The sequence below is a fragment of the Moraxella lacunata genome, from assembly GCF_900453205.1.
Lineage (GTDB): Bacteria > Pseudomonadota > Gammaproteobacteria > Pseudomonadales > Moraxellaceae > Moraxella > Moraxella lacunata_B.
This window is the reverse complement of the sequence record NZ_UGQU01000001.1, coordinates 1,134,507-1,155,649: the sequence shown is the minus strand read 5'-3', so window position 1 is coordinate 1,155,649 and position 21,143 is coordinate 1,134,507. Positions and strand designations below refer to the sequence as shown.

Sequence of the window (21,143 nt, the reverse complement as noted above, 5' to 3'; positions counted from 1 at the left end):
AATAAAAATCCCTTATCAAGCGATAGGGGATTTTTTTGGTTTAGCGTGGTTGGTTGGTGCTTTGCTTTTTGGCGGTTTGTCGATTGGCAGGTTTTTTGGTGGTTTGCTTTTTTGTGCCTTGTTTCTTGGCTGATTGTTTTTTGGTCGCTTGCTTTTTGGCGGACGGTTTCTGTTGGGTTTGTTCGGTTTTGGGTTTTTTGGGTGATTGAGCGGGCTGTGCCATGGCAGTCATGGTAAAAGCGGATAGGGTAAGGGCGGTTAGCAGTTGTTTGATGTTCATAAAATTTCCTCAAAAAATAAAAAGTAAAGTGATAAAGTTAAGCCATGTTCGTCTTAACTGAGCATATTAAACCATGAAATTATCAATCAATAATTGCAAAATAAACTATTTTTTAGATGATTGATGAGTGCAAGACATCCGTTCTGTATCAATCATTGCTAAAAGTTTGATAATATTGCTGATAAATAACCAAATCGCATGATTGTAAGATATGAGTAATAATGACTTTCATTACTCCTTTGGTACATCCACCCACACTTGCACACTGTCAGGGTTGTAGAGTTTGCTCGCCATGCGTTGTAGGTTGGCAAGCGTGATGTGCGTATCTAGGTGCTTGACTTGGTCAAGATACGCCAAATTATTGCCTTGTTTGTCGCTTAATGCCAGACGGTTTAGCCATGTATAAGGGTCGTTTTGGCGGGATTTTTCTTGGTTTGTAAAGGTGCTTTTGGCTTTATTGATGTCGTCTGTCGTGATGAGATTGGGCAGGTTTGCCAGTACCTGTTTAGCATGGGCTATCATCTCGTCCGCCTTGTCAGGACTGGTCGTGAATTTGAGATGACTTTCAATGAGGTGGGTGTTGGGGTTTAGTGTACTGTCAAAATTGGTATTGTTAATTGAGTATACTTTTCTAGAAAGCCGTTCGTGGTGAGCTTGTCGAACCATAACGGTTTTCCTAGACTTCGACAAGCTCAGTCCGAACGGAAAACCTTAAAATCTATCTTTATTTAACAATACCTCAAAATTTAGCTGATAAATGCCTAATTTTTCATCACGCAAGGTCAGTTTGAGTTTGTCGCTGGCGATGTTTTTTAGTAGGTTTACCGTCATGGCATCCACGCCTTGCCATGTGTGGGGTGTGGTCGTCCAGAGCTGTACGTCCGCTCGTGGCTCGCTGTGGTGGGCAAATTTGACCGTGTCCGATGTGGCAAGGGGTGTGGCGGTATGGCGAAATGCCGTCAAGGGCGGATTGGGGTTGGCAAGTAGGGCGATAAACTGCCCCATGTGGGCAGGCGTGGCGTTACTCACGATATAAAAAGTCGTGGGCGTGCGTGTCATTTGCTCCCATGTCTGATTGAGTGCATTTTCGTCTAGCTTGTGCAAGTCATCAAGGCTAGGCAAGTGGTTTGGCAGTTGTCTTAACCTGCCAAGCTCATCTAATCTGTGGCGTTCGGCTTGTTTAACCCCTGTGGGGGCAAGCTCGCTCATCAGGGCAGTTTTGGTGTCATCAAGTCCGCCCTTAATGGTGGTGTGGTGCAGTTGGGCGTGGTAGAGATTGATAAGTTCGTTTAAGTTGGCATTGTCGCTACTCATCTCAATGATAAGCTCGTGGGCGGTCTGTTTGGCGGACAGATTTAGGCGGTGCGTTTTTTTAAAATTATCCCAAGCGGTTTTGTCAAAATGATAAGGTGTACTTTGAAAAATCAGCCCTGTGGCAAGCTCTGACTGCCACGCACCCAGTCCATCCGCCTGGGTGCCTGCCGTATTCACCGCCCGAATGTAGGTTTTATCTTTGGCACTGGGGTGGGTAAGCCACAGCACTCGCTCACCTGTTGATAGGATGTATTCACGCACCGCTCCTTGTGAGTGCTGATGGGTTGTTATGTTGGTGATGTGGGCGGTGGTGATGACGTGGGGCAGGTCAATGGCGGCCGGACGTGGCTTTGGGGCAGGCGGGGCGAGCGTGGCGGTGTTTGCCCGATGTTTCATCTGCTCCACGTCAGCCACACTTATGGGGGCGACCCGTGCGGTGTGTGGGGCTTGGTATTGGATGATACGGTCAGGGGAGGATAGCCATGTATTTATGCGTGTTTGTATGTCGGCAATGGTCAGATTATCTACTATTGGTTGGCTGATTTTGGCAAGTTCTTTTTGGGGAAGATAGGGTTTATCTACCAATGCTGTGCCAACGAGTGCCTGCACCCACCCTGCAAAATCACGGTCTTCGCTGTGAGTGTGGGCTTTGTCGAGCTGAATTTGAAAGTCCTTTTTGTACTCATCAAGCTCATCTTGGGTGATGGGATAATCCTGCAAGCGTTTGATTTGATAAAAAATCTCCTGTAAGCCGTCCTTGTGCTTGTCCTTATCCACGCTACTAAACAGCCCAATGGCAACGGTGTGTTTGCCGATGTCGGATTTACGAGCGACCACGCTTTTTATGCCATTGGGCAAATAGTTCATCTCATTTTGCAGGCGTTTGGTGATAAAGGTCAAGGCAAAACGGTCTATCAGGCGGTTTTTGCGGGCAGTGTCGTTGTCGCCACGACTTCCCGATTCGTCCAGCCTTAGGACATACACCACTTGGCTTACCCCGCTTTTGTCATCGTGCAGTTCGGTAATCGTTAGGCGGTCGGATAAAGTCGGTTCATAATAACCGCCTGTGCGGTCGGGGAGGGGCTTGGCAGGGATTTGCCCAAAATACTCATGGATTTTGGCTTTGGTATGGTCAATATCCACATCGCCCACGATGAGCAAATTCATATTATTAGGAGCATACCATGTTTTGTAAAAGGCTTGCAACTCATGGGCGGGCATGGTCGTGATACTGTCCAGCGTGCCAATAACAGGGCTACGCACCGAGCGACTACCTGCTCTGATGACCGCTTTTCGTTGCTCGTCCATGCGTGCCGATACGCCTTGACCGCCACGCCATTCTTGGGTGATGATGTGGCGTTCTTTGTTCAAATCATCGGGCGTGATGTGAGCATAAAACATCATCTGCGACAGGGCGGACAGACTGCCGTCCAGTCCTACTTTGGGCGGTGGGGTCATCAGATAAGTGGTGCTATCAGACGTGGTTACGGCATTATAATGTCTGGCTCTAACAAAGCCCATATCGTGTAAATGACCCATCACACCATCAGGGTGTTTATCGCTTGCCCGAAACACCAAATGCTCGACCATATGAGCCACGCCTGCCTGCGTGTCGCTCTCATCTATGCCCCCTGCGTTCACTCGCAGGCGGATTTCTAGCCGTCCTTTGTCGTCATGCAAAGGCAAAATGGCATAATCCAAACCGTTATCCAGCCTGCCGATGACAGGCGAGTTAATCTCGGCAAAGGCGGTGTGGGCGATGACAAATAGGGCAAGGGCGATGAGTTTTTTCATGATTTATTCTTGTCGGGATTGTTAAATAAAAATATATTTTAAAATTTGGACGTGTAGGGGTAATTTATTTGCCCAAAAATCAACACTTTATCAAAGGGCAAATGTAATTTGCCCCTACAAATTTATCCAAAGGTATAGTTAATTAACAATACCTTCTTTTAAAATTAGAATGGAAAAGCACCCTGTTAGGTGCTTTTTTAAAAAAGAGTGTTTTACCAGTTATAAGTTGCACCAAGCCAGATGTTTCGCCCTTGTTCATAAGTGATGATTTGGCTGTTGTTTGGCTTGTTGGTGGCAGTTTTGCGGTCAAAGACGTTGTTGATGTCCATGGTAAGCTCCAGACTTTGGTGTTTGCCCAATGCCTTTTTGTAACTCATTCGCCAGTCGTAGCTGATGTGGTTGCCAAACTTGGTTTTTTCGTACAACGTGGCTCTGCCTGTGTAGTCGCCACAAATGGCGGTATCATGGCTTGGGCAATCCACAGTGGCGGTGCTATACCCTTCATAAGGGGCGGTAAAGCCCACACGATGACCCCAAACAAAACCAATGTCAGGGAAGGTCATGTCAATGTTGGCAAAGGCTTTCCAAGGACGGTTAAAGTTAAAGGCAGGCAAGTCGGCTTTGTAGATGAGTTTGTTATCCAAAATCGCACGGTCTTGGTCGGCTTCGGTGGTGTCGTCATAGGTGTTGGCGGTGTTTTGGCGGTTGTCCGACCAGCTGGCTCCCACCGACCAATCCAAGTCCAGTCCACTAAACTTAACGGCTGATGTCGGCTTGATTGCCAAAGTTACGGTATCGGCTTTTGACCAACCGCTGTTATCCATGACACGTTCACCTGCGTCATTGAGCGTTGGCGAGCGGGCAAAGCTCTTTTTGGCATGGCGATTGACCCATTTGGCTGTCCATAGCGTGTTGCCGACCCTTTGGGCGATACCTGCACTGATTTCATCGGAATAAGGCGTGTCTAGGCTTCCAACTTCATAGTTGTATTTGCTAGAACCTCGTTCACGAATGACCCCATTGTCCGTCCAGTCGGTGAGCGTGCCGTCTGCGTTGATTTGGCGGTTTTGTTGTAGGTTGCTACTAATGCCGTTTTTGAGTTTGTAGGCAAAAAGATTGTTGGCGTGATAACGGTTCCAACCACCAAAGAGCTTGGTATCGCCATTGTCAAAGACATCAGCAGTAAAGGCAAAGCGTGGCGAGATGTTGGTGTTTTTCATAAAATCATCATAACTGACACGCACCCCTGGGGTAAGCTCAAAACGACCGATTTTCATGGTGTTTTCGGCATACAGACTGTATTTGTTCATACTGGCAGACAGACTGCGAGCAGGGTAGAGCAGACGTACAGATGTAAACTGCTCGCCGTCAATACAGCCGTCTGCCCCGTTGCATATGGTCTTGGGATTCCATGTCATCATTCCGCCAAGCGAGGTATCGGCATAACGCTCATATTCGGCTTTTTCGTGGCGATATTCAAAACCTGCGTTGATGTTGTGATTGATGTTGCCCCAGTCAAAATCATAAAAATTATAATCTTGTTTGGCGGTCAAGGTCTTTTTGTCCGTGCCAAATTTGCCATAACCCCCTTGCAAGCCTGTCTGACTCCCTGCTTTGGTGAGTGAGCCTGTTGCCCAGTTGATGACGGATGAAGTGTTATTTTGGTATTTGTGCCACCACGGATAGTAGTGGTCGGATTCGTTGGTAACGGTGTTTTCGTCATGCTGATAGCCGATGACACTATTGACACGCCCCCAATTTGCCAGATGTTTCCAGTCGATGTTCAAGCGATAACCACCGCCTTGGTTTTCAAAACCACTGTCTTTGATATTACGGCGATAAAACAGCGATGAATGCGGGGCGTACATGGCAGTAGCACTTAGTGTATCGCCATTGTCTGCTTTATAAAGCCCTTTTAGTAGATACGTTTCGCTTTTACGTTCTTGGTCTCGCCATTCGCCCAAGACATTTTGGTAATAGGGGATTTTGGAGGTTTGGCGGTCATAAGAAAACAGTAGGCTAAACTTATCATTGATAGGCTGGTTGATACTGGCAGAGTAGAACTCTTTGGTAAAACGGGGCTGATAATACAGCTGGCTTGCCGACTCAAAGTCATCCTTGATGTCGCCATGCACATGAAAACTGGTCAAAGCGTCATCTGTCATGCGATAAGAGACATAGCCCGAGGCTCGGTCGGATTTGGGGTTTTTGATTTTGGCGTCCACCACACCGCCTGTAAAGTCGCCATATTTGGCAGAGACGTTACTGTCAAAGACTTCAACATGGTCAAGCAAACGGCTATTAATCCAAAGCGACTGCTCGCCCCCTGCCGGCAAATCCCAAGCGTTATAACCTGTCGGCAGGCTACCTGCAATGGCGTTGTTACTGGCGGGGTCGATGTTGTTGTTATTAGACAGTCCGTCAATCATGAAGTTGTTGTTATAAAATTTTTCGCCATGAAACGATACTTTGGCAGGTTCAAGCTCCCCACCCATAAGGCTTGAATTTGCTTGATTGTCAAACTGTACGCTTGGGTTGTTTTTTAAAAGCTCGGTGATGTTGCCGTTGCCCGTGGGTTGGTTTTTGATTTGGCTGGCGGTTAGGGTTTGGGTGCCCATTTGTTGGCTAAATGGGGTGATGATGATGGTCTCACTGGGCATGACCGCTTGGAATGTGGCGACCCCTGTCTCATCAGTGCTAACGGTGGTTGAAATGGCGGTGTTGTCATCGGCATGAGCAAGACCGACAAAGGCATGACCCACTGCAAGGGCGATTAAAGTTTTTTTCATAAAAAATGCTCTTTGATAAAATGTAATATTATTACAATAATAATTTGTTACTTTATAACAATAATTTTTACAAAACTACAACGCCATTAATATATTTTATTTTCAAATAAAAATCAATATCACTAAATAGTTATTTACATTTAACAATAAATCAAATCCGCTTTTACGATAAATTTTTGATTGTTATAAATTTTCATTATTAATAAAAACGCCAAAATCGTGCTAAAATACGCCCATTTTGTGTTTGATATTTATCCGTTGGGGTGTGTTGGGGAATATTATGGATTGGTCAAAAGAAATCATCGATTCGCTCATCTGGCTTGCCAAAAGCATGGCGATAACAAGTGTGTGTTTTTCGTTGTTTGTGTGGGGCTTGGTTAGATTTACCGCTTGGGGTCGGCAGTTTTGGGCGATGGCACAGGGCTATTTGACACCCAGACGCAGTATTAAGCCATTGGCATTTTTTGCGTTTATTGTGTTTTTGACCTTATTAGAAGTGCGGATTAGTTTGATTCATTCTAATTGGTATAACACCATGTATTCGTCCCTACAAGACCTCAATCAGTCGGTGTTTTGGACGCAGATGGTGGTGTTTTGCTTTATTGCGGCGGCGGCGGTCGCCAATGCCTTGCTGATGTACTATGCCGAACAGCGGTTTAGGATTAATTGGATAGAATGGCTTAACCGTAATTTGCTTGATAAATGGCTAGATAATCAAGCTTATTATAAAGTACAGCAGAGTGTGGAACTTGATAATAAACTAGACAACCCCGACCAGCGTATTCAGCAGGATGTACAGCACTATGTCAAGCACTCATTAACCCTAGCGACGGGCGTGATAGCATCTGTCAGCTCCATTGTGTCATTTACCATATTGCTGTGGGGGCTGGCAGGCTCGATGAATGTCATGGGCGTTGAGATTCCCAAGATGATGGTGTTTTTGGTGTTTATTTATGTGCTTATTGCGACCGTCATTGCGGTATGGTTAGGTAAGCCACTCATTAGGCTAAATTTTGATAATGAAAAATTTAACGCCGATTATCGTTATTCGCTCATCCGTGTCAAGGAATATGCCGAATCCATTGCGTTTTATGCAGGCGAGCGAGTAGAGCAAAATGTGCTGTATCGTCAGTTTAATAAAGTCATCGGCAATATGTGGGATATTGTTTATCGCACATTGAAATTTTCGGGTTTTAACTTGGTGGTGACACAAATCTCGGTGGTGTTTCCGCTATTGATTCAGGTGGGGAGGTACTTTGCTGGTAATATCAAGCTTGGCGACCTTATGCAGACCATGCAGGTATTTGGGCGACTTCATGGCAACCTGTCTTATTTTCGCAATGTCTATGACACCTTCGCCAGTTATAAGGCAACACTTGACCGTCTGACAGGTTTTGAGCGGGTGATTAATGCCAGTGCTGACATGAAGGGTATTGATGTGACATATCATGAGACGGACGTGATATTTGAGGATGTGACCGTCAAGACCCCAAGTGATAAAGTTTTGATTGATAAATTAAATCTATCCTTGCCACAGGGTTCACGCTTGCTGATTTAAGGCAAATCAGGGCTGGGTAAAACCACGCTACTGCGGACAGTGGCAGGGCTGTGGGTGTGGGCAGATGGGCGTATCACTCGCCCTGATGATGCTCTGTTTTTATCACAAAAACCCTACTTGCCACAGGGCAGACTTATTGACATGCTCTACTATCCGCATGCCGTGCCAGAGCAGGAGGATGAGAGAGTGATTCATGAACTGCTACATACGGTACAGCTAGGACATCTGGCGGATAAAATCCACCATGAGTATGATTGGACGCAAAAACTCTCACTTGGCGAACAGCAACGTCTTGCCATGGCTCGAGTAATGCTACACCGTCCCAAAGTAGTGTTTTTGGACGAGGCAACCGCCAGTATGGATGAGGGATTAGAAGATGCCATGTATCGCACCCTACAAGGCTTGACCGATACCACACTCATCAGTGTGGGACATCGCTCAACGCTACTTAAATACCATCACACCCGACTGGAAGTGTTGGGTGATGGGGCGTGGCAAGTGACCAAAATCTAAAATTCAATAAGGGGTTTGCTAACTTGCATGCCCTAGCCTTTGGCAAATCAAAAAATCACCCCCAAGCCCTTGACATTCGAGCAAAGAGCGGTTATTATGAGTGGCTGATTTATCCTTTCATATTTTTACCGCCCCGTCAGTCCTTGACTTTTTTCTTGGCGGAGTTCATTTTATTTTCATTTCTACACATCTTATCTAAATCATCTCATGAATTTGACCGAACTAAAACGCAAGCCTGTCAGTGAGTTGCTATACATTGCTGAGCAAATGGGGCTTGAAAACATGGCTCGTAGCCGTAAACAAGACATTATTTTTGCCGTTCTAAAAACCCACGCCAAAAACGGCGAGCCGATTTATGGCGATGGTGTATTAGAGATTTTGCCAGATGGTTTTGGCTTTTTGCGTTCATCAGAAGGCTCGTATTTGGCAGGGCCTGACGACATTTATGTCAGCCCAAGCCAAATCCGCCGTTTTAACCTGCAAACAGGTGACTCCATCGCAGGGCAAATCAGACCACCCAAAGATGGCGAGCGGTATTTTGCTTTATTAAAGGTCAGTGAGATTAACTTTGACACGCCTGACCGCTCACGCCATAAGCTCATCTTTGAGAATCTAACACCGCTTTTCCCGACCGAGCAGTTACGCCTAGAAGTGGGCAACGGCACGACCGAAGATTTGACAGGGCGGGTGATTGACCTCATTGCCCCCATTGGCAAGGGTCAGCGTTCCATCATCGTCGCCCCACCCAAGGCAGGTAAGACGGTACTACTACAAAACATCGCCCAAGCCATCTCAAAAAACCACCCCGAGTGCTATCTTATCGTTCTGCTCATTGACGAACGCCCCGAAGAAGTGACCGAAATGCAACGTACCGTGCGTGGCGAAGTGGTCGCATCGACCTTTGATGAGCCGCCTGCTCGCCATATCCAAGTGGCTGAGATGGTCATCGAAAAAGCCAAACGCCTTGTTGAGCATAAACAAGACGTGGTCATCCTGCTAGATAGTATCACACGCCTAGCCCGTGCCTACAATACGGTCATTCCATCAAGTGGCAAGGTGCTGACAGGGGGCGTGGACGCCAATGCGTTGGAGCGCCCAAAACGCTTTTTTGGGGCGGCTCGTAATGTCGAAGAAGGTGGGAGCTTGACCATCATCTCCACCGCCCTAACTGACACAGGCTCGAAGATGGATAGCGTGATTTTTGAAGAATTTAAAGGTACGGGCAACCAAGAGATTACCTTGGAGCGAGAGCTTGCCGAACGTCGCATTTTCCCTGCCATCAACATCAAAAAATCATCCACCCGCCGTGAAGAACGTCTCGTCGATGAAGAAATGCTTCGTAAAGTGTGGGTGCTTCGCAAACTGTTACAGCCGATGGATGATTATCAGGCGACTGAATTTTTACTTGACCGCCTAAAAGACGCCAAAACTAACGATGAATTTTTTAATAACATGACCAAATAAAGTCACAAATTATTAAAAAGACTGATAAATCAGTCAATATTGGCAAGCTGTCATCATTAAAAAATGACTAAAATATAATCATTTTTAGAGATATTTGCTCAGTATGTTTAAAAATAGGCGTTATTAAAAGTTTTGAAAAATAATCATTTTAAGAAAATTTTACGTCATTTTAATGACAAAAATCAAAAATAGCTTTCTGTAGAAATGTTTTGTTACAGATTGATTGCATTTATTACTAAAAATCATTTGTTATTGCCGAATGATGTTTATATAATAGTACAAGAAATATAGGGGTAAATATTCTGCGATGATAATCTTTGTTAAAAACAGAGATTAAACATGGCAGTTTTTTGCCTTAATTCTATATTCATCCTAACATTTGGAGAAAATCATGAAAAAGTTAATCCTAGCTACCCTAATCGGTTCATTGGCTCTTACCGCTTGCTCAAAGCCAGCTGAAGAAGCACCTAAAGCTGCTGAAGCAGCACAAGAAGCAGCGAACGAAGCACAAGCCGCTGCAAACGCTGCTCCTGCTGATGCTGCTGCACAACAAGCTGCTGACACTGCCCAAGCCGCCGCTGACACTGCTGCAACTGCCGCCGCTGATGCTCAATCTGCTGACAAGACTGTTGCTGAGCAAGCCGAAGCGACTGCTGAAAACGCACAAGACGCTGCCGAAGAAGCTGCCGATGCTGCCAAAGATGCAGCTGACGGTGCTGCCGCTGCCGCAGGTACTGAAACTGTAACCAACGAAAACCCTGCTGTTGCTACTGTTCCTGCAACCGAAACTAAGTAATTCATTAAGTTTTCTTATTGAGTTAAAAGAGCCATGTTTGTGGCTCTTTTTTTATTTGCCTATTGCTAGAGGTGGGCTTGCAAAAGCAAAAATTTACCTTATAAAGTAGTGAAAAATATCTCATTTTTACCATGAATCAAGCCTATTCCGACCATCTTACCCAGCTCCTAAAAAACCTGCCCAATCTCCCTGGTGTCTATAAAATGCTCGGCAAATCAGGCGAGATTTTGTACGTTGGAAAAGCCAAATCCCTAAAAAGCAGGGTGAACAACTATTTTGCCAAGACCATTGACCACCCAAAAACAGTCGCCTTAGTCGCTCGCATTTGTGATATTGAGATTATCATCACACGGAGCGAGAGCGAGGCTTTGCTCCTTGAGCAAAATCTCATCAAACAGCACCGTCCGCCTTATAATATTATCCTAAGGGACGATAAATCCTATTTGTATCTGTTCATCTCAAAGGACAAATTCCCACGCCTTGCGGTGGGGCGGGGCAAGGGCAATCATGCCGAAGGTCGCTATTTTGGGCCTTATCCGTCCGCCAATAGTGCCAAAGAAGCGGTGCTACTTTTGCAAAAGCTTTTTATGTTACGAAATTGCACCAATACGGTATTTGCCAATGCCAAACGCCCCTGCCTAGAACACCAAATCAAACGCTGTACCGCTCCGTGTGTGGGGCTGATTAGTCAGATAGATTATGATGACAACGTGGGACAAGCGTTAGATTTTTTGAATGGTAAAACAGGCGAACTACAAGCCATGCTCGCCCAAAAAATGCACGAATCTGCCGAGAATATGCACTTTGAGCAAGCCGTATTTTACCGAGACCGCCTTGCCATGCTCTCTGACATTACCGCTCGCCAAGCGGTGTATCGGGTGGGCGATGACAGCAGTGCCGATGTGTTTGCCATTGCCGACAAAAACGGGCTGACGGTCGTCCATGTGCTGACCGTGCGTGGCGGTAAGGTGCTGGGCGGTAAGAATTATTTTCCTGATGATGTCGGGGTGTTTGATACGCCTGCCGAGCGGCTCGAACGGTTTTTGTTGTCGTTTTATTTGGAGGTGAGCGATGATTTGCCCAAAGAGATTATCATCAATGAGATGATGGATGACAAAGATACGGTTGCCGAGCTACTCCATGATGAATTTGGTAAAAAATGCCTGATAAAAGACAAAGTACAAAAGCACCGCCGAGAGTGGCAGGAGCTGGCGATTTTGAATGCTCATAATGCCTTGACCGCCAAGTTGTCTGATTTTAATGAATTAAATGAGCGGTTTGTTGCCATGCAACAGGTATTGGGGGCGGTGTCGGATAGGGCGATTAACCGCATTGAGTGCTTTGACATTAGTCATACCATGGGCGAGCTGGCGGTGGGTTCGTGCGTGGTGTTTGACAGTCGGGGAGCGAGAAAGCGGGATTATCGCCAGTATGCCATTCATGACGTGGTCGGGGGTGATGATTATGGAGCGATGAGACAGGTGCTGACAAGGCGGTATGCCAAGCACCCCTTGCCTGATTTGCTATTGATAGACGGTGGCAAAGGGCAGTTAAATGTCGCCAAAGAAGTCTTAACCGAGCTTGGCAAATTGGACGACACGCTACTCATCAGCGTGGCAAAGGGCGAGGGGCGAAAGGCAGGGCTTGAAGTGCTACACTTTTTGGAGCATGAGCCGATAGATTTGCCAATGGATTCTAAGGCATTGCACCTTATCATGCACATACGAGACGAAGCTCACCGCTTTGCCATTACCGCTCACCGCAAAAAACGAGACAAGGCTCGTGGGGCAAGCGTGCTAGAAGTCATTCCCAATCTGGGGGCAAAACGCAGGCGAGACCTATTGGCTCATTTTGGTGGTATTCAACAGCTTCTTGGTGCGTCCGAAAGTGAGATTGCCAGCGTCAAGGGCATTGGCAAGGTGCTGGCGGGGACGATTTATAAAAGTTTGCATGGGTGAATGGCGTGTCTTTTGGGCGGTAAAAATAAAGACAAATCCAATTTGCCCTTATTTTTGGGTGTTGTTTGGTCAAGGGTTAATCAAGTTTTATTAAGATGCTTTACATCGTCATGTTGTAAATCTTAATTCATGATGCCTATCAATAATACCCAAGCACTTTCCACCAAATGAGCCCCACGCCAATCCATGTCACAAGATTGACCACACTCATGACCACCCCGACTTTCCACCATTGTCCAAGCGAGACATAGCCTGCCCCAAAGATGACAGGGGCTGTGCCTGTGGCGTAGTGTGTGAGCGTCATCATGAGACTGCTTGACGCCGCCAAAATCAAGGCGTAGAGCATGGGCGGAGCTCCAAGAGCCAGTCCCACGCCATAAAACGCCCCAAACATTGCCGTAATGTGAGCGGTCGTACTGGCAAAAAAGTAATGGGTATATAGATACACAAGTGTCAAAATCGCCACCGCACCGACCCAGCCCAGTCCCATGCCCCCAATGGCAGTCTCAATCTGCCCTGAAAACCATGCAATCAGCCCAAGTTTGTTCAGATAAGTCGCCATCATAATCAGCACGCCAAACCACACAAGCGTATCCCAAGCCGACTTTTCTTTTAAAATATCATCCCACGTCAGCACGCCTGTCAAAATGACGACCGACAAGCCCAAAAACGCCACCGCTGTCGCATCCACCGCCAACGCATCGCCAAACAGCATGGCAGGCACGTTCGCCCACAGTAGAAGCATACCACTAAATACGCCAAGCATGATTTTTTCATCACGGCTTAATTTACCAAGCTCGGCAAGTTTTTGACGAGTAAAGTCTTTGACATCAGGCGTTTGGGTAATCTCAGGCTTGGCAAGGACGTAGATGACAAGGGGCATAAGCAGAATACACGCAAGCCCCGGTAGGAGCATGGCGATTGCCCACGTTGTCCACGACAGATGAATCTCGTTGCCTGTGGCTTTGCCGACAAGCTCCACCACCAAAGGGTTTGGAGCGGTGGCGGTGATGAACATGGCGGACGTGATTGGGTTGGATTGATAATTTACTAGTGATAAATATTCACCCATTTTTTTGGTGGTGCCGTCATCGGGCTTTGAACCAAAACTCTCGGCAATAGAGCGGGTAATGGGGTAGATAATCGCCCCGCCCCGAGCGGTATTTGATGGGGTAATGGGGGCAAGCAAGGTCTCGGCAATTGCCAATGAGTAGCCAATACCGAGCGTTTTTTTGCCAAAAAAGCCGATGACATTATAAGCAATCCTCGCCCCTAGCCCTGTTTTGACAAGCCCTCGTGAGATGATGACCGCCACAGCGATGAGCCAGATGAGCGGACTTGAAAAGCTGGACAACGCATCTTTCATCGCATCTTTGGGCGTGTCGGCGGTTACGCCTGTCAAAGCAACAAGGGTAATGGCGATGATAGAAATCGCCCCAATGGGCAATGCCTTACCAATAATCGTAACAATCGTCCCAACAAACAACGCAAGCAGGTGCCATGCGTTCGGCTCAACGCCTTGTGGTACAGGAATACCAAACCAAATGATGAGAGTAACAAGCACGGCAATGACCGCAGGAATGGGCTTAAATGGCATATGTTCACCTTTTTATTATCATAAGATGTTAAAAATAAAACCTTGCCAATTTCCCTATTGGGTAAAATATCCTTATAAATTTTAAGGATTTAAAATGAAATAAAAAATCATCATCTAATTATTGATAAAATGCAACAAATATCAAACTTTTATCAGCATGATTTCTTGATTTGATTATAACAGAATTATTGGCATGAACCCATAAAATATGTGGGGTTATTTAAGGAATGTTTTGATAAATTTATTAGATAAAATGATAAAAATAACTCAAAAGTGGTAGAATTGCTCAATTTATGGTTAATTTTTCATAAATATATCAGTAAAATTTATTATTTGGGATATTTGATGGTAAAACAGAAAAGTTGTGGCATTAGAATGCTGTGTTGTGATAAATGTTTTTTCCAAATTTAAAAACATCTTTTCCAAAAATCATTATTCTTTTATCAATTTTAAAATTTTATAATAGGGCGTGCCTGCCTTTTGTATTTGCCATGAAAAATGCCTGTTTAAAACAGCAGGGGAATCGCCCGTTTTTCATGCAAAAACGATTGGTTTATTTCTATATTGTAAATAGTGCTATAGATGTGAGCAGCTTTATTTTGGGTATTGTTAAATAAAGATAGATTTTAAGGTTTTCCGTTCGGACTGAGCTTGTCGAAGTCTAGGAAAACCGTTATGGTTCGACAAGCTCACCACGAACGGCTTTCTAGAAAAGTATACTCAATTAACAATACCTATTTTGGTGGTGGGTGTTTTGCGTTATAACACCATGAATTTTGGGCATTTGCCACGCCCAGAACCAAAAGACAGTTTTGTGGACGGTTTGGTGTCTTTGACCACACTTAACATTCCGTTTGAAGGGGCTGGTTTATCGGTGGCTGGTGACCCGTTGATGTTGAACAAATTTTCGGTGTCTTTCCCCAACGGCTTTAAAGAAGGCATCAAATATTTAAAAGACAATAACGACAAATTTGTCGCCCCTGTAATGCTGATTAGCGGTAATAAAGATGTGTTTGTTGCCCCCAAAGATGCCCTTGATTTTTATAATGAGACCAACTCGGTGGATAAAAGTTTGATTTTGTATCCAAACTTTGGGCATTTGCTCATGCTGGAAAATGGCGGACAAAAAATTAATGACAATGTGGCACAATGGATTGGCGAGCGAGTGAAGTAAATTAGATAAAAGAAAACACCGTTTGCATGTTCACTCTGGGCGGTTTTGTTTTTTGGGCAGTCTCAAAATCTCTTTTCATGCCCACTCAGACTTATCCCAAACATTTGTTTGTATTCATGGCTAAACTGGATCAGGCTTTTGCAACTGATTGCTTGGAGATGCTTTTGTATGAGTCGTTCAGTGGCTTTTGAGCATGGTCTAAATGGTATATTTTTTGGGATTGCAGGGGGCTTTGGACTGAGGTTTGGCAAAATAGCATGCTAAGGGGCGGATTGTATTCCGTTGTGTTTTGAGTTAAGCAAAATACCGCTTTAACCCACCAAGCAATAATTCCTTTTCCACACTTAGGGCATCGTCAAACTGCACATTTATCATATCCGCCCCGCCCCCTGTGAGCGTAATCTCAAAATCAGGATAATCGGCACGCACCGCACGCACCGTCCCCACCACACCAAACAGCACGCCATGATTGACCGCATCAAAGGTTGTCCGCCCAAGCTCGGTGCTGTCAAACCGTCCAGCCTTGACCGCAATCTGCTGAGTGCCTGCATACAGGGCGTGGCGTTGCATATAGACGTTGGGCAGGATATATCCGCCCAAATGCGTGCCGTGTTCTATCAAATCAATCGTCAATGCCGTGCCACAGCCGACCACGCATTGTTTTTTGGTGCTGTCCACCACGCCAAGCATTTGTAGCCACCTATCCACGCCAAGCTGATTGGGGTCATAATGGCTTGTCAAAAGGGGGTGGTTGGCGTTTACTTTGGCAAATTCAAACGGCACGTTAAAGCCTTGCAAGGTCTTGTCAATGGCGGTGTTAATCTTATCGCCAAGCACGCTAGAAATCCCCACAAATTCAGGCTCAAAGCTCGCCAGCGTGCCAAGCAGTCCAAGCAATAATTCATTGGGGGCTTTTAGGTGTTCTTTTGCGTCATGGGCGATAATCGTGTCGTTATCCACTATCCAATATTTTAGGCGGGTATTGCCCAAATCTAGCCAAAGTTTTTTCATGATTTTCCTTAATAAAATGGGTTTTGGTATTTATATAAATTAACCATGCCAAATAAAATCTAATTCACGATTTTTGCCATACCTGCAAATATTGGCTTAATATCGCCATGATCATTTAATAATAATTCGCCTTGATTGCCAATGCCGATACATCTGCCTTTTGCATAAATATCCGTCATATTATTTTGCATAAAAATATGAATAAGTTTGTTGGTCAAAAGATGATTGGCGTTAAATTTATCAATAAAATTTTGTAGATACATAGGTTCTTTACAGTGATTGCAAATTTCCACTGCTTGAAATATCGCATTTGCCATGGGGATATATAAATCTTGGGCGGTTGTTTTTATGTCTGATAATTCTTTTAAACACGTTGCTTGATAAAGACCGTCTTTGATGATAGGCGAATTATTAACATTTAGCCCCACGCCAATTACCACGCCCACAAGTGTATTTTTATCCAATTTTTTAAAAACAGGTTCAATTAAAATGCCAGCGAGTTTTTTAAAAAATCCTACTTTGTCATCATAATAACCCACGTCATTTGCCCATTTTACGCCAATGGAGGGTAGGTTATTTTCGGTGCGAGTTTGGTTAATGGTTTGAATGATTTTTAAGTGGGCAAGTTGATAGCCTACCGCCAAAGACAATAAGCCTGATAATTGATGTAACTTAAATTCGCCTTGCCCAATGGGGACATATAAAGACAAAAAAACATTGTCCGCACCGCTTACCCACGTCCGCCCATGTTGTCCACGTCCTGCCGTTTGGTGGCTTGCTGTGTATAGGTGGGGGGCGGTGTGGGGGTGCGTGCCGTCTGTAATGGCGTGGATTAGCTGGGTGTTGGTGCTGTCTGTCGTGTCAAAATGGGTGTGGGGCGTGGCGGTCAAAAAATTTGGCATGGGGCGGTTTTTGGTCGTTTCAAATGAATAAAAATAAGCTATAATACCATAAATTTGGTAAATGTGAGAGTATGTAACATGATGTATCTATGGTTTGTGGTCGCAGGAGCGTTTGCGGGCGTGTGTGCAGGGCTGTTTGGCGTGGGCGGTGGTCTTATCATCGTGCCAGCACTTGTGTGGATTTTGGGGGCGTATGGCTTTCCGAGCGAGTTTATCCCCCACGTGTCGGTGGGAACGGCGTTGGCGACTATCATCATTACGTCTATCAGCTCTTTGACCGCCCACAACAAAAAAGGCGGCGTGCGTTGGGAAGTCTTTAAAAATCTGACTTATGGCTTGGTGATTGGCTCTTTGTTTGGGGCGTGGGTGGCAACGCTTATCAAGGGGGATTATTTGCAAGTATTGATTGGCGTGTTTGCCATTGCCATGTCCATACAGATGTTTATGAAAAAGGCGGACGAGAACATCAAACCCCTGCCCAAGCCGATGAGCCAAAGCGTGGCGGGCGGTGTGATTGGTATGGCTTCGGCGATTTTTGGGATTGGCGGTGGTAGCCTAAACGTGCCGTATCTGACCCACGCAGGGCTACCCATCAAGCAAGCCGTTGGGACGAGTGCGGCGTGCGGTCTGCCCATTGCCATTGCAGGGGCGTTAGGCTTTATGATATTTGGGCGAAGCCATGTGGCAAGCATGAGCGAGCCTGTGGCAGGACTGCTTGGCTTTGTGCATTTGCCTGCCTTTGTGGCGATTAGTGTGGCGAGCTTTATCACTGCCAAACTTGGGGCAAAAATCGCCCACAAACTGCCAGCAGGTACACTCAAAAAAGCCTTTGCCTGTTTGCTGATTGTGGTGGGTTGTCAGTTGGTGTGGAGTGGGGTGGTGGGGTAGAATGCGCCTGTCGAGCTTGATATTTGGCATAAGTATGTAGGGGCGTGCTGTGCACGCCTATAAAAAACGACAATATTAAAGGAAGTACTTAGCATGTCCTCATATATCATAATTTTATAACAGCTTTAAAGTTCTTTGGTTGTATTTTAGTAGGCAGGATCTGAGTAATAGGAGTCGTAATATTCATAATCGTCAGAATAGGGTCTTATATACTCATTTAACACAGACCAAGAAAATATACATGCACCAATAACGCATATAATTATAGTTAAATCTAATTCTGGATTTGGCTTGGATGGCAATCCATAATCATTTTTATTTTCATCGCCAGATTTAAAGATTAAGTATACTATGAATAAAAAATTAAGATAAGGAACTAGTACCCATAAAGTATGCCAGCCTGTTAGGTTGATATCGTGCAACCTTTTTCTTGTTTGCCATAATATTCTCCAGCATGGGTAGATGGCTGAAAGAATTAGATATCCACTTGCAGAATCATAAATGGAGCTTTCTGATAGTATGGCAATGATGATAAAAAAAGCTGTCAAAAGAAATATTAGCTGATTAGCCAATAGGCTTCTCAAATATCTTAGACGACCAATTCTATTGTCTGTATCAACATAATCTTCTTCGTGAGAAAGCTCATTAGATTGTGTTATTTTTATTTGCTGACTTAAAGCATTTTCTATACCCATAGGGTCTTTTGGTATGGTTTTTTCATTGTTATAAGAATATGGGTTGTAATCAAACTGAGGTAAAAATTTTAAATCATTCTTGTTTATGTTTTTCATATTTTAATCCTTAGGTTTTATTTTATATACCACTTGATCATTACTAATATTGATTTTATCTAGCTTTTCCATCTTGTGGAGTTCTTCTAAAAAAAATTCAACATAAAAGTTTGTTAAAAAATCAAAATTTGATTTTTTGATTTGATCTACAGATATAATAGATTTGCTTTTTATATAGAATAAAATATCATTTTTAACTGTGTTTATTATTTTTTTATTATTATATATTTCTTGGTGCATGTCTTCATAATATAATTCAAATTTTTTTTCTGTCCCTTACTATCTTTTTGTAGATAGTAGAATCATTCTCAACTTGTCTGTAATGTATTAATTCATCATAGTCATAAAAATTATATATGGGGATGCTGATGCCTAAGGTATTTAAGCAATAATTTTGAAAATATTGGCGTCTCTCATAAATAACTTCATTTTCTTTTATGAGAGATGTTATCTCGTTGATTTGATCTTCTGTAAGATTCATTCTCAATCTCCATGCTTGATGTCAGGACTGGTTATCGGAAAATTTAAAGGTTTATTTTTTAAAGATAGGTAATCGTCTCTAGTAATGTATTCTTGCCTTACCATTTTTTTGCTACTTATTTTTGTCATTCGGTCGGATTTTTCTTGTCTGTCTTTAAAGTAAAAATCCCACTCAATAACAACATCTTTTGTGTGATTATCAATATAAATAATAATCTCTCCACCAATGGGACTTAATTCTTTTTTGCTGATGGTGTCCATAATCTCTTTGTCTATATCAGGAGAGATATTGTCCAATATATATTCTATTGAAACAGGTTCTTTTTCCTTAAAAAATATCTCTTGAATAGCACCTAGTGCGATAGGTGTGGTCATAACCGCCATAACTTTCTTAAGCATTGTAACTCCTTAAAGATGTAATTGTAACTCTTTAGCGACTTCATCGGTAATATCCACTGTATTGCCAGACTTTAATCTATTTCGGATGTGTTCAGGAACTTCGCTGTCATTAATACGCTTTGTTTCGACTGTTTCACTCCATGATTGGGTTACTTGATCGTACGAGTAATATTTAAAAGTTTTAATAATAGCTCTGTCCACGGCTTTTGCTAAAGAAACAACACCTTGCAAATTCTGTTGTACTTCTACAGGAAGTCTTTGAAAACTTTCAATGAAAAAATTTCTAATTTCTTCCCAAAAAATAACCACAGCTGCACCAACAGCCGCACCTGCAGCCATCCAAAGTAGTAGGCTTACTGGATCAATCATGTGTTATCCTTGTTTTTAAGATGATTAAATGTTTTTTCGCCAAGTTGGGTTTTTACATATTCTTCACTAACTTGCTTTGTCGTTGTTTGTGAGAATTGGTTTGCCTCTTGACTTGTCTTAATCTCATCAATTGCTTTTGTAAAATAAGAAAGAGAGACAGAATTATCGCCACTTCGTGAAGCAGACAGAGCTGACTTTAACACGCAGTTGCTAATATCACTGCCAGACAGCCCGTCTGAATGTTCTGCCAGAATCTCAAAATTGACATCAGGGGCTAGGGGTAGGGCAGTGGGGATGTATTTTTGCCACAATTTTTGACGGTTGCCTAAGTCAGGTAATTCAAAAAGAATATGCGATAGGATTCTTCGCATAAAAGCAGGGTCATAATTTTCAATAAAATTGGTGGTAAAAATAATCAAGCCTTCATGGTCATTCATGAGTGTAAGCAGTACCGAGCGGGTTTGATTGACACTCACATCGGTGGCGTGTGACATATTGGTAACACGGCGACTTAAAATAGCGTCTGCTTCATCAAAAAAGATAATTGCATTTTGCTCTTTGGCGGTATTAAAAAGGGTTGTGATGTTTTTGGAAGTTTCGCCAACGTATTTTGATTCTATCTCGGCATAATTGACGGCGATGAGTGGTTTGCCAAGTTCATGAGCAATGGCGTGTGATGCCATGGTTTTACCTGTACCGGGTAAGCCGTATAGGTTAATGGCGATTTGGCGTTGGTGGGCGTGTGTCGTGGCAAGCCCCCATGTGTTAAAGATGTGTTCAGCGTGTTTTTGGTAGGATAAAAAATCGTGAATGCTATTTAAAGTGTTGTCTGGCAGGATTAAATCCTTGACAGTAAATTTAGGGCTTGTTAAGCTAAACTGCTGACTGCTGACTGCTGACTGCTGACTGCTGACTGCTGACTGCTGACTGCTGACTGCTGACTGCTGACTGCTGACTGCTTGGGCGAACTATGGGCATAAGATGACTCTGATACAATAGGTTTGGATATTATAACAAATATACACAAATTTTCCAGGGGATTTTTGATGATTTTTATTTTTTAAAA

Annotated in this window: 19 protein-coding genes; 8 read left to right on the top strand and 11 right to left on the bottom strand. The window is 44.0% G+C overall.

Annotated features, from left to right (window positions below; all coding sequences use genetic code 11):
- Positions 1-40: 40 nt before the first annotated feature.
- The 4 genes from DX073_RS05475 to DX073_RS05460 form a co-directional block, all read right to left on the bottom strand.
- Positions 41-280, bottom strand: a complete 240-nt coding sequence (locus DX073_RS05475; RefSeq protein WP_115006269.1) for a hypothetical protein — start codon at positions 278-280, stop codon at positions 41-43.
- 231 nt (positions 281-511) lie between these two features.
- Positions 512-946 (bottom strand): peptidase M16 family protein, encoded by a 435-nt coding sequence (locus DX073_RS05470; RefSeq protein ID WP_115006267.1) that lies wholly within the window; start codon positions 944-946, stop codon positions 512-514.
- Between the two features lie 45 nt (positions 947-991).
- On the bottom strand, positions 992-3,388 hold the full coding sequence (locus DX073_RS05465; RefSeq protein WP_115006265.1) for a M16 family metallopeptidase: 2,397 nt from the start codon (positions 3,386-3,388) through the stop codon (positions 992-994).
- A gap of 212 nt (positions 3,389-3,600) precedes the next feature.
- A complete protein-coding gene (locus DX073_RS05460) occupies positions 3,601-6,177 on the bottom strand; it encodes a TonB-dependent receptor plug domain-containing protein (protein ID WP_115006263.1) in 2,577 nt (858 codons plus the stop codon).
- A 280-nt stretch (positions 6,178-6,457) separates the two neighbouring features.
- Between DX073_RS05460 and DX073_RS05455 the strand changes: the two genes are divergently transcribed.
- The 6 genes from DX073_RS05455 (at position 6,458) to uvrC (ending at position 12,466) form a co-directional block, all read left to right on the top strand.
- Positions 6,458-7,735 carry an ABC transporter ATP-binding protein/permease gene (locus tag DX073_RS05455; protein WP_220186715.1) on the top strand — a complete coding sequence of 426 codons (1,278 nt, stop codon included), beginning with the start codon at positions 6,458-6,460 and terminating at the stop codon, positions 7,733-7,735.
- A 12-nt stretch (positions 7,736-7,747) separates the two neighbouring features.
- On the top strand, positions 7,748-8,248 hold the full coding sequence (locus DX073_RS14480) for an ATP-binding cassette domain-containing protein (protein WP_258556886.1): 501 nt from the start codon (positions 7,748-7,750) through the stop codon (positions 8,246-8,248).
- On the top strand, positions 8,227-8,493 hold the full coding sequence (locus DX073_RS14065) for a hypothetical protein (RefSeq protein ID WP_147279683.1): 267 nt from the start codon (positions 8,227-8,229) through the stop codon (positions 8,491-8,493). The genes DX073_RS14480 and DX073_RS14065 overlap by 22 nt, the downstream gene beginning before the upstream one ends.
- On the top strand, positions 8,456-9,712 hold the full coding sequence (gene rho, locus DX073_RS05450) for a transcription termination factor Rho (RefSeq protein WP_115006261.1): 1,257 nt from the start codon (positions 8,456-8,458) through the stop codon (positions 9,710-9,712). The genes DX073_RS14065 and rho overlap by 38 nt, the downstream gene beginning before the upstream one ends.
- A gap of 391 nt (positions 9,713-10,103) precedes the next feature.
- Positions 10,104-10,508 (top strand): hypothetical protein, encoded by a 405-nt coding sequence (locus DX073_RS05445; protein WP_181814375.1) that lies wholly within the window; start codon positions 10,104-10,106, stop codon positions 10,506-10,508.
- Positions 10,509-10,639: 131 nt separating this feature from the next.
- Positions 10,640-12,466, top strand: a complete 1,827-nt coding sequence (gene uvrC / locus DX073_RS05440) for an excinuclease ABC subunit UvrC (protein ID WP_115006258.1) — start codon at positions 10,640-10,642, stop codon at positions 12,464-12,466.
- A gap of 139 nt (positions 12,467-12,605) precedes the next feature.
- Here uvrC and DX073_RS05435 read toward each other — a convergent pair whose 3' ends face one another.
- Positions 12,606-14,063 (bottom strand): anion permease, encoded by a 1,458-nt coding sequence (locus tag DX073_RS05435; RefSeq protein WP_115006256.1) that lies wholly within the window; start codon positions 14,061-14,063, stop codon positions 12,606-12,608.
- A 754-nt stretch (positions 14,064-14,817) separates the two neighbouring features.
- Between DX073_RS05435 and DX073_RS05430 the strand changes: the two genes are divergently transcribed.
- The gene (locus tag DX073_RS05430) at positions 14,818-15,237 is read left to right on the top strand and encodes a serine aminopeptidase domain-containing protein (RefSeq protein WP_220186713.1); all 420 of its coding nucleotides are present in this window, start codon (positions 14,818-14,820) and stop codon (positions 15,235-15,237) included.
- Positions 15,238-15,531: 294 nt separating this feature from the next.
- On the opposite strand, the gene DX073_RS05425 is transcribed toward DX073_RS05430, so the two are convergent.
- Together DX073_RS05425 and DX073_RS05420 are read right to left on the bottom strand one after the other, a co-directional pair.
- On the bottom strand, positions 15,532-16,248 hold the full coding sequence (locus DX073_RS05425; protein WP_115006254.1) for a pantothenate kinase: 717 nt from the start codon (positions 16,246-16,248) through the stop codon (positions 15,532-15,534).
- 59 nt (positions 16,249-16,307) lie between these two features.
- Positions 16,308-17,150, bottom strand: a complete 843-nt coding sequence (locus tag DX073_RS05420) for a biotin--[acetyl-CoA-carboxylase] ligase (RefSeq protein WP_115006252.1) — start codon at positions 17,148-17,150, stop codon at positions 16,308-16,310.
- A gap of 78 nt (positions 17,151-17,228) precedes the next feature.
- On the opposite strand from DX073_RS05420, the gene DX073_RS05415 reads away from it, so the two are divergent.
- Positions 17,229-18,038 carry a sulfite exporter TauE/SafE family protein gene (locus DX073_RS05415; protein ID WP_115006250.1) on the top strand — a complete coding sequence of 270 codons (810 nt, stop codon included), beginning with the start codon at positions 17,229-17,231 and terminating at the stop codon, positions 18,036-18,038.
- A 146-nt stretch (positions 18,039-18,184) separates the two neighbouring features.
- Here the strand turns inward: DX073_RS05415 and DX073_RS05410 are convergent, their stop codons facing one another.
- The 4 genes from DX073_RS05410 to DX073_RS05385 all read right to left on the bottom strand — a co-directional run bounded on the left by DX073_RS05410 (position 18,185) and on the right by DX073_RS05385 (position 20,796).
- A complete protein-coding gene (locus DX073_RS05410) occupies positions 18,185-18,829 on the bottom strand; it encodes a DUF805 domain-containing protein (RefSeq protein ID WP_115006242.1) in 645 nt (214 codons plus the stop codon).
- Between the two features lie 483 nt (positions 18,830-19,312).
- Entirely contained in the window at positions 19,313-19,708 is a 396-nt protein-coding gene (locus DX073_RS05395) for a hypothetical protein (RefSeq protein ID WP_115006236.1), read from the bottom strand.
- 9 nt (positions 19,709-19,717) lie between these two features.
- Complete coding sequence (locus tag DX073_RS05390; protein WP_065256391.1) at positions 19,718-20,077, bottom strand: hypothetical protein; 360 nt, start codon at positions 20,075-20,077, stop codon at positions 19,718-19,720.
- Entirely contained in the window at positions 20,074-20,796 is a 723-nt protein-coding gene (locus DX073_RS05385) for an ATP-binding protein (RefSeq protein WP_258556885.1), read from the bottom strand. The genes DX073_RS05390 and DX073_RS05385 overlap by 4 nt, the downstream gene beginning before the upstream one ends.
- Positions 20,797-21,143: the final 347 nt, after the last annotated feature.

Excerpts from the sequence above, each read along its gene's own strand:
- DX073_RS05475 (WP_115006269.1), bottom strand. The coding sequence starts at position 280 with ATGAACATCAAACAACTGCTAACCGCCCTTACCCTATCCGCTTTTACC.
- DX073_RS05470 (WP_115006267.1), bottom strand. The coding sequence starts at position 946 with ATGGTTCGACAAGCTCACCACGAACGGCTTTCTAGAAAAGTATACTCA.
- DX073_RS05465 (WP_115006265.1), bottom strand. The coding sequence starts at position 3,388 with ATGAAAAAACTCATCGCCCTTGCCCTATTTGTCATCGCCCACACCGCC.
- DX073_RS05460 (WP_115006263.1), bottom strand. The coding sequence starts at position 6,177 with ATGAAAAAAACTTTAATCGCCCTTGCAGTGGGTCATGCCTTTGTCGGT.
- DX073_RS05455 (WP_220186715.1), top strand. The coding sequence starts at position 6,458 with ATGGATTGGTCAAAAGAAATCATCGATTCGCTCATCTGGCTTGCCAAA.
- rho (WP_115006261.1), top strand. The coding sequence starts at position 8,456 with ATGAATTTGACCGAACTAAAACGCAAGCCTGTCAGTGAGTTGCTATAC.
- DX073_RS05445 (WP_181814375.1), top strand. The coding sequence starts at position 10,104 with ATGAAAAAGTTAATCCTAGCTACCCTAATCGGTTCATTGGCTCTTACC.
- uvrC (WP_115006258.1), top strand. The coding sequence starts at position 10,640 with ATGAATCAAGCCTATTCCGACCATCTTACCCAGCTCCTAAAAAACCTG.
- DX073_RS05435 (WP_115006256.1), bottom strand. The coding sequence starts at position 14,063 with ATGCCATTTAAGCCCATTCCTGCGGTCATTGCCGTGCTTGTTACTCTC.
- DX073_RS05425 (WP_115006254.1), bottom strand. The coding sequence starts at position 16,248 with ATGAAAAAACTTTGGCTAGATTTGGGCAATACCCGCCTAAAATATTGG.
- DX073_RS05420 (WP_115006252.1), bottom strand. The coding sequence starts at position 17,150 with ATGCCAAATTTTTTGACCGCCACGCCCCACACCCATTTTGACACGACA.
- DX073_RS05415 (WP_115006250.1), top strand. The coding sequence starts at position 17,229 with ATGATGTATCTATGGTTTGTGGTCGCAGGAGCGTTTGCGGGCGTGTGT.
- DX073_RS05410 (WP_115006242.1), bottom strand. The coding sequence starts at position 18,829 with ATGAAAAACATAAACAAGAATGATTTAAAATTTTTACCTCAGTTTGAT.
- DX073_RS05395 (WP_115006236.1), bottom strand. The coding sequence starts at position 19,708 with ATGCTTAAGAAAGTTATGGCGGTTATGACCACACCTATCGCACTAGGT.
- DX073_RS05390 (WP_065256391.1), bottom strand. The coding sequence starts at position 20,077 with ATGATTGATCCAGTAAGCCTACTACTTTGGATGGCTGCAGGTGCGGCT.